This window comes from Litoribrevibacter euphylliae (assembly GCF_042646085.1).
In the GTDB taxonomy this organism is placed as follows: Bacteria; Pseudomonadota; Gammaproteobacteria; order Pseudomonadales; family Litoribrevibacteraceae; genus Litoribrevibacter; species Litoribrevibacter euphylliae.
Genome location: NZ_JBHRSZ010000001.1, coordinates 406,912 through 414,932 on the forward strand (window position 1 = coordinate 406,912; position 8,021 = coordinate 414,932).

At 45.9% G+C, this 8,021-nt stretch carries 5 protein-coding genes; all 5 read left to right on the forward strand.

All coding sequences use genetic code 11. From position 1 onward, the window contains the following. Nucleotides 1–39 precede the first annotated feature (39 nt). Nucleotides 40–1,071, forward strand: coding sequence for a DUF58 domain-containing protein (locus tag ACFOEK_RS01750; protein ID WP_386715238.1), 1,032 nt, complete (start codon nucleotides 40–42; stop codon nucleotides 1,069–1,071). Then, entirely contained in the window at nucleotides 1,068–3,158 is a 2,091-nt protein-coding gene (locus tag ACFOEK_RS01755; protein ID WP_386715240.1) for a transglutaminase family protein, read from the forward strand. Before ACFOEK_RS01750 ends, ACFOEK_RS01755 begins: the two co-directional genes overlap by 4 nt. A gap of 106 nt (nucleotides 3,159–3,264) precedes the next feature. After that, the gene (locus tag ACFOEK_RS01760) at nucleotides 3,265–4,467 is read left to right on the forward strand and encodes an HD-GYP domain-containing protein (protein WP_386715243.1); all 1,203 of its coding nucleotides are present in this window, start codon (nucleotides 3,265–3,267) and stop codon (nucleotides 4,465–4,467) included. 141 nt (nucleotides 4,468–4,608) lie between these two features. Next, complete coding sequence (locus ACFOEK_RS01765; protein WP_386715246.1) at nucleotides 4,609–5,835, forward strand: PilT/PilU family type 4a pilus ATPase; 1,227 nt, start codon at nucleotides 4,609–4,611, stop codon at nucleotides 5,833–5,835. Between the two features lie 138 nt (nucleotides 5,836–5,973). Continuing rightward, nucleotides 5,974–8,021 (forward strand): retention module-containing protein (locus ACFOEK_RS01770; RefSeq protein ID WP_386715249.1); only part of this gene is annotated, 2,048 nt, incomplete at its 3' end.

The window sequence follows — 8,021 nt, forward strand, 5'->3', positions numbered from 1 at the left end:
ATAAATAGGGTCAGACAAATTGTGATCGGGGTTAGATAAGTGCAGCGATTTAGACAGTGGTTTGATGCATGGTTAGCTCGTCGTTCTCCGGTTGCCGATAAAGTCCGTCTGAGCAATCGTAATATTTATATTTTTCCTTCCAAGCCGGGTTGGTTATTAATCTCGGTGTTATTTGTCACTTTACTCACTGCCATTAATTACCAAAACAGTTTGGTATTTGGTGCCTGTTTCTGGCTTGGCAGTGTCTTTGCCATCTTGATTTGGCACACCTGGAAGAATTTAGCGTCTCTCGAAGTTATTGCCACCGATGAAGTTGCAGGTTTTGTCGATGAGATTGTTCATGTCAATCAGAACATAAAACCACTCGATAGAAATGCGCATTTTAACGTTCAACTTCGTTGGCGGGTGGAAGAACCTGAAGATAAAAGCAGCCATGGCGTGGACTTGGATGCAGGCCAGACCGAATCTTTGATGCTCAATTACCGGATTCGTCATCGAGGTTGGAATAAAACGCCACGGTTGGAAGTTTTCACTCGTTACCCTATGGGGATTCTGACCGCCTGGTCTGTGATCCAGTTGGATCATCCGGTGTTGGGTTTTCCTAAACCGCTGTTTGATGTGGTGCCTACTATCACCAGTGAGGGGGATTCCGGCGATGATGAAGCCACAAGCTTTGTTCATAGTTCTAAACAGTCGGGCAGTGATTTCGACGGTTTAACACCTTACATCCAAGGGGATTCACTCAAGAAAGTAGATTGGAAGCGTTACGCTAAGACGGAGGAGTTAGTTACCAAGTCCTTTGTTACTCCGCCGGTTAGTAACCATTGGTTGCGCTTTGATGACTTCCAGGGCATAGATATAGAGAAACGCTTATCCGCTTTGGCGGGTTGGGTCATTAGGTGGACAGAAAGAAACCAACATTTTGGATTATCCTTACCTAATATCCAGATTCAGCCCAACAGCGGTGAGCAGCATCAATTTCAATGCTTAAGAGCTTTGGCTTTGTACGGAGCTTCAGGACAGACAGATTCTGAATCCGTTATGGAATCAGCGGCGGGGTCAAGGGTATGAAAGCAGCGCTGGATCAAGCACTCACTGTATCGGCTTTACGTTGGATGTTGTTGGCGCAGTTTTTAAGTTTGGCGCTGCATCTGCCCAGGATGCCTATCGGGTTAATGGCCTTACTGGGCTTGTGTACGGTTTGGCGGTTGCAAATCATTCGTGGTCGTTGGCGGTTGCCTAACAGTTCCATTAAAGTGATGTTGGCAACAGCGGGCTTAATCATTCTGGTATTAAGTTTCGAGAAGCTGTCGGTGATGGCGGCCGTAAGTTTTCTGTTGTTGGCCTATGGTTTAAAGCTGATTGAATTACACACCCAGCGAGATGCTTACATCTCCTTGTTCCTCTCGTTTTTAGTAGTCGCCATCAACTTCTTGTTTGAAACATCTATTGCCATAGCGTTTGTCGTGTTATTGGTTTGTATCATCATTACGTGTGCTTTAGTGGCGATGCACAGTCTGAAAGAGCGAAGTACTGTGACATTGCTTCGGCAGAGTTCTCTGTATTGGTTATCAGCGATTCCTCTCATGGTTATTTTCTTTGTGTTCTTTCCAAGAATGGCACCACTGTGGTCTCTCGATTTAGGGGGCGGAGCCAAGACTGGGTTATCAGACAACATGAGCCCCGGTGACATTGCCAAGTTAACTCAATCCGATGAGCTGGTATTTCGAGCGCGCTTTGAGCGTGATTTGCCTATTCCACCAACCGGCTTGTACTGGCGTGCTTTGATTTTGGATAAGAGTGATGGTCGAGGTTGGAAGCGAGCGTCGGCTGTGGATTACTCGGGAGAGCTCATCGACTGGTACGGTGAACCTAAGTCGTATTGGCAGGAAAACTTAACGGTTGAAGGGCCGTTTTATCCGTATGAAGTGATTCTGGAACCGACTCATCAGCCTTGGTTGTTTAGTCTTGATGGCGCCTATCCTGAACAGCCTCATGTCGGGCTGACCCAAGACTTTATGTTGCAATACGATAAATCCGTTCGGCAAGCACTGAGATACAGTAGCCAGTTACCTACGAATGTTATTCGGGAACCTCAATTGGCGCGTTGGCGGGGAGGGCGTGAACTGCAACTTCCTGAGAATGAGAATCCTAAAACCCGTGCTTTGGCGCAAGCCTTCTGGGAGGAAACCAAAAGTGTTTCAGGGTTTGTGGATAAAGTGTTGACCTATTTTGTTGATAATCAATTCAGATACACGCTGAAACCTCCCTTACTGGGAGAAAAAGCAAACGATGAGTTTTTATTCGAAACACGGCAAGGTTTTTGTGGCCACTACGCTGGAGCATTGGCCTTGATGGCACGTTATGCGGGGATTCCTGCACGAGTTGTGGCGGGTTATCTCGGTGGGGAATGGAATGCCAACGCTCGCTATTTGAGCGTTCGACAATACGATGCGCATGCCTGGACCGAAATATGGGTGCCGGAGAAAGGTTGGACGGTGGTTGACCCAACGTCTGTTATTGCGCCTGATCGCATTGAATTGGGTTTAGCGGAAGCCATGCGAGAAGAAGGCTCGTTTTTGGAAGATTCTTTGTTGTCTCCGCATCGCTATCAAGGGCTGGCGATTATGGATTCCATACGACAGTTGGTGGATAACATTAATTATCAATGGTCACTGAGGGTCGTGGGTTTTGATGTTAAAAAGCAGACGGGGATTTTGGCAGATCTTGTGGGTCAATGGGGGCGTTACGCGTGGTTAGTTATTGCCTCAATGGTGCTTGCGGCTTTGTTGCTACCCTTTCTGATTTGGGGTGGGTATCGGTTAATAAAGCAACTCACACATCATCGAACCAACAAACAACGTTTTGAATCCTTACTGATTAGATCATTGAGCAAAGCAGAAAAGAAAAATTCCGACTATCCTAATTCTGGAGAAGCGTCTGTTTCTACAGTGGATAAGATGACGCCGCGCCAGCTTTTTCAGATGCTTGCTGAGCATCATCCTGAGCATGAACCTAAAATAAAATGGTTGTCTCAAACCTATGAAGAGCTGTGTTATGGCCGTCGATCCGATGTGGCTTTTGAAGGGCAGACTGAAAGCACTGAAAAGCAATGGCGATTCTTACTTAAGCAGCTGAAACAATTGGATATAAAATAAAACGCTTTAATAATCGAAATTGTGTAGAAAAAGTAGAAAATAATTCCGTTTCCTAGCCGGGTTTTAACTTTATTTAATAGCAATCTGTCGTTGTTGATGAGCTTTTATGATCAAAAAAATACCTATTGATCTACTTGTAGCAGGAATGTATGTCACTGGTTTCCATTGGGATCAGGACGTTGGTTCTCAGTATCAAAAAGAAGGCCGAGTACCGGATTTAAAAACGGTCGAGTTAATTAAAGCCAAAGGCATCAAAGAACTGTTCATTGACACTGAACGTGGGTTGGATGTGGATGCAGGTGTTTCTGCTGCAGATATTGAACTGGAAGGTGAAAAACAACTCCAGGCCTACGCAAAAGAAAAACCTGCAATTGAGAAGTCCGTTTCCAAAACAGATGAACTAAAAAAGGCCAAGACAGCACACTCCAAAGCCAAAGGCTTGATCAAAAATGCCATGCAAAAAGCGCTTAAGGGAGATCAGGTAGAGGTTGATGAGTTTAAACATGTCGCTAATGATTTCATCGACTCTGTTGGCCGAAATCAAAATGCCTTGGCTTGTCTGAGCCGTATTCGCGAAAAAGATTCTTATCTGCTTGAACACTCAGTCAATGTGGGTGTTCTGATGTCGATTCTTGGTAAAGCTATGAAGTTGGATCGACAAACCTTGTTCGAGTATGTCTTGGGTGCGTTGTTACATGACATCGGGAAAATTTTGATTCCTGATGAAGTACTTCATAAGCCTGGCCGTTTGACCGAAGAAGAGTTCGAGTTAATGAAAAAACACTCAACCTTCAGTCGTGATATTTTGGTGAAATCCGGTGGTTTACCACAAGCCAGCATTAATGTGGCTTATCAGCATCACGAGCGTTTGGATGGTACTGGCTATCCTGCGAAACTGGATCAAAACTCTATCAGCCTGGAAGGAAAGATGGCTGCAGTGGTGGATGTTTATGATGCTATTACTGCAGACCGTTGCTACCACAAGGGCATGCCGCCAACCGTTGCCTTAAAGCGTATGTTGGAGTGGACAGGGACTCACCTGGACAAAGAAATCTTGCATATTTTTATTCGGGCAATGGGGATTTATCCTGTGGGCTCTTTGGTGGAATTAGATAACCAGCGTTTGGCGGTGGTCGAAGAGGTTAACGAAGACCAGAAACGGCCATTGGTTAAGGTGATCTACAACGCTCAATACAAACGCTATGTGAATATTGAACTGATCGACCTTTCCAAAAAGAAAGAATTCAATATCATTAAACCCGTCGATCCCGATGTTTATGGCATTAAACTCAATGACTTTCTAGGGTAATTCTGTCTGTTTTTTCTCTGAAACGTTACAAATGTGACGCTTTTCTTTTTTCTGAAAAACGGCCGGCTCGTTTCGTTCAAGTTTCCCATATCCGACTATACTTTTGTGGCAGTTAACACGTTTAAGTAAAAGGATATCTCTGTGGACTTTAATGACTATTTGCGGCTCATGGTGGAGAAAGATGGCTCCGACTTGTATCTGTCTACCGGCGCTCCCATCAGTGCAAAAATCTATGGCAAACTCGTCCCTATGTCGAAAGAGCCGTTGCCACAAGGGGCAGTAAAGAAAATTGCATTCAGCCTAATGGATGACGAACAAAAACGGGAGTTTGAGACAAAGCCTGAAGCGAACTTAGCAATTTCAGAGCCGGGGGTTGGTCGCTTTCGAGTAAATGTTTTTAAGCAGCGTAACGAACTGTCCATGGTCATTCGAACTATCAAGACAGATATCCCAAGCTTCATCGATTTAGGGCTTCCAGAAATTCTGCCTAAACTAATCATGCAAAAGCGCGGCTTGATTTTATTCGTAGGGGGAACGGGGTCTGGTAAGTCAACGTCTTTGGCGTCATTGATCGATTACCGAAACACCAATACCGCCGGTCACATCATCACCATTGAAGATCCGGTGGAATTTGTCCATCGCCATAAAAAATCAATCGTCAATCAACGCGAAGTGGGGATGGATACCAACTGTTATGAAGATGCCTTGGTGAACACACTTCGACAGGCGCCAGATGTTATCTTGATTGGTGAGATTCGAACTCAGGAAACCATGGAACATGCGTTAGAGTTCGCTGAAACCGGGCATCTATGTTTGTCGACGTTACATGCAAACAACGCGAACCAGGCCATTGATCGTATCGTAAACTTTTTCCCCGAAGAGCGTCATAAGCAACTTTTTCTCGATCTGTCGTTGAATTTACAAGCTATTGTCTCTCAACGTCTGATTCCTACTATGGACGGTAAGCGAGCCGCTGCCATTGAAATCTTATTGAATACCCCTCGAGTTGCAGACTTGATAAAGAAAGGGGATGTGTCTGCGATTAAAGAAGTGATGCTGAAGTCAGAAAATATAGGAATGCAGACCTTTGATTCTGCACTATTTAAGTTGTTTAAAGACGGCAAGATTTCAGAAGAAGAAGCGCTCAAAAATGCCGATTCTCGTAATAATTTACGACTTAAAATTCAGTTGGGTGAAGATGCACCAAGCGAACCAGAGAAACCTAAGCCTCAGGCTGAAGTGAAGCCCGAGCCAACACAAGCCAAACCTCAAGAAGAGAAAAAACCAGCGGAGCCCTCTTACTCTCTTGATAGTCTGTCGTTAATGCCGAAAGAAGGCGAGGGCAATGACGAGGAAGAGGCTCCATAAAGGTCAAGGAAGACACTCGATTTCAGCTGTTAACATTCTGTAACTTAAACGGCTGAAATCATGTACTTTGGTACAATAGCTAACTTGTGATGTTCTGGTATTTTAGCTCTCAATTGGAGAACTATAAGAGAGATCAAAATGGCACAAGTGATTGGAAATGTTACTTTTCTTGTTGGTACTGTTATTGCGGTTGATGCGTCTGGGAATGAACGTCAACTGAATCTCGGCGATGCGGTGTATCTGGGTGAGCGTATTATTACCCAAGGTGCAGACAGCCAAGTGATGATTGGCTTGGAAAATGGTGAAAGCTTTACCATGGGCCGAAGCAGTGAAGCTATTCTCGATCAAGACCTGCTTGATCTCTCAAATTACGCGATTGAAGACGAATTAGCCAAAGCTGAATTACTTCAGCGAAAAATTCTTGAAAACCCTGATTTCGATTTATCACAACTGGATGCGACCGCCGCCGGTGGTGAAGCGGGAACTGGCTTTAAGTCAGTGCCTGTGGTGTTAACACATGATTATGATTTTGAGTACAGCTCGGACTTTAATGATACAGCATTAGGTTTTGGTAGTTCTGAACAGAATGAAGGCTTGGATACTCGAGGAATTTCTTCAGAGCTTGAATTAACTGCCGATCCGACCATCTCTTCTCCAAATCAATTTTCTGTTTCTGAAGATACTGTTTTCGCAGGTCAATTTACGGCGGAAGACCCTGACGGTGGTGCGGTAACCTTTGATCTTATTACTGAACCAAGCAATGGTGTGATCTCTCTTGATGCCAATGGTCAGTTCACTTACACGCCAAATGCTGATTTCAACGGTTCTGATTCTATTGCTATCCAAGTAACAGATTCTCAAGGTAGCCAAACAACACAAGTCATCAACATCAATGTTACGCCGGTTGATGATGCTCCGCGTGCAGAAGATACAAATGATCTTGGTAACATCAACGAAGGTAGCATCAGTGATTTCGATCTGACTGAACTCTTTACTGAAGCTGATGGTGAAGACGTAACGGTCAGCCTTCAAGACGGTGAAACTCTACCAAACGGGTTAGAGATTAATGAGCAAGGCCAGCTAGTTGGTACACCCGATGTTCCTGGTGATTACCAATTTGTTATCGTTGGTACAGATGAGAGTGGTAATAGTGTAGAGACCACGGTATCGCTTACCGTAGTAGAAGCGGTCAACGATGAGACCTTGGCGACGGCGGGTGACCTCAATGAAACGGTCGACGAAGACGCAGCGATTACCATCAATGCCGCGGCCGAGTTCAGCGACGAAGATCAAGACGCACTGAATTATGCCCTAGAAGCAGGTTCTGCCTTACCAAACGGCTTGACCTTGAACGCCGATGGCACCATCACCGGGTCTGTGTCAGTACCGGGCGACTACAGCTTCACCATTACCGCGACCGATCCAAACGGCGGTGCGCCAGCCACTAAAGTGATCAACCTGACCGTCAATGAAGCGGTCAACGATGAGACCTTGGCGACAGCGGGTGACCTCAACGAAACCGCCGACGAAGACGCAGCGATTACCATCAATGCCGCGGCCGAGTTCAGCGACGAAGACCAAGACGCACTGGATTATGCTCTGGAAGCGGGTTCTGACTTACCAAACGGCTTGACCTTGAATGCCGACGGCACCATTACTGGATCTGTGTCAGTACCCGGGGATTACAGCTTCACCATCACTGCGACCGATCCAAACGGCGGCGAACCAGCCACTAAAGTCATCAACCTTACCATCAATGAAGCGGTCAATGATGCTGCTGAGATTACAGTAACTGCGGCTGACACTAATGTTGTAGAGGATACGGAGCCAACAGCGTCAGGCACAATAACAATTTTTGATGAAGACGCTGGTGAAGGTTCACTGGCCAGCAGCACCGCCACTTACGGAACGGTGTCTGTGGATGCGTCCGGCAACTGGACCTACACACTGGATAACGGTAACGCCGCGGTTCAAGCGTTGGGCGAAGGCGAGACTTTAACCGATACCATCGTGTTCACCTCGGACGATGGCACCACCAAATCTCAGACCGTCACCATTACCGGTTCGAACGATGCGGCCAATATCACCGTGACAGCGACAGACACCAATGTTGTGGAAGACGGCGATGCCACGGCGACCGGTACAGTCACCATTACCGATACTGACACCGGCGAAAATACACTGGC

Excerpts from the sequence above, each read along its gene's own strand:
- ACFOEK_RS01755 (WP_386715240.1), top strand. The coding sequence starts at position 1,068 with ATGAAAGCAGCGCTGGATCAAGCACTCACTGTATCGGCTTTACGTTGG.
- ACFOEK_RS01760 (WP_386715243.1), top strand. The coding sequence starts at position 3,265 with ATGATCAAAAAAATACCTATTGATCTACTTGTAGCAGGAATGTATGTC.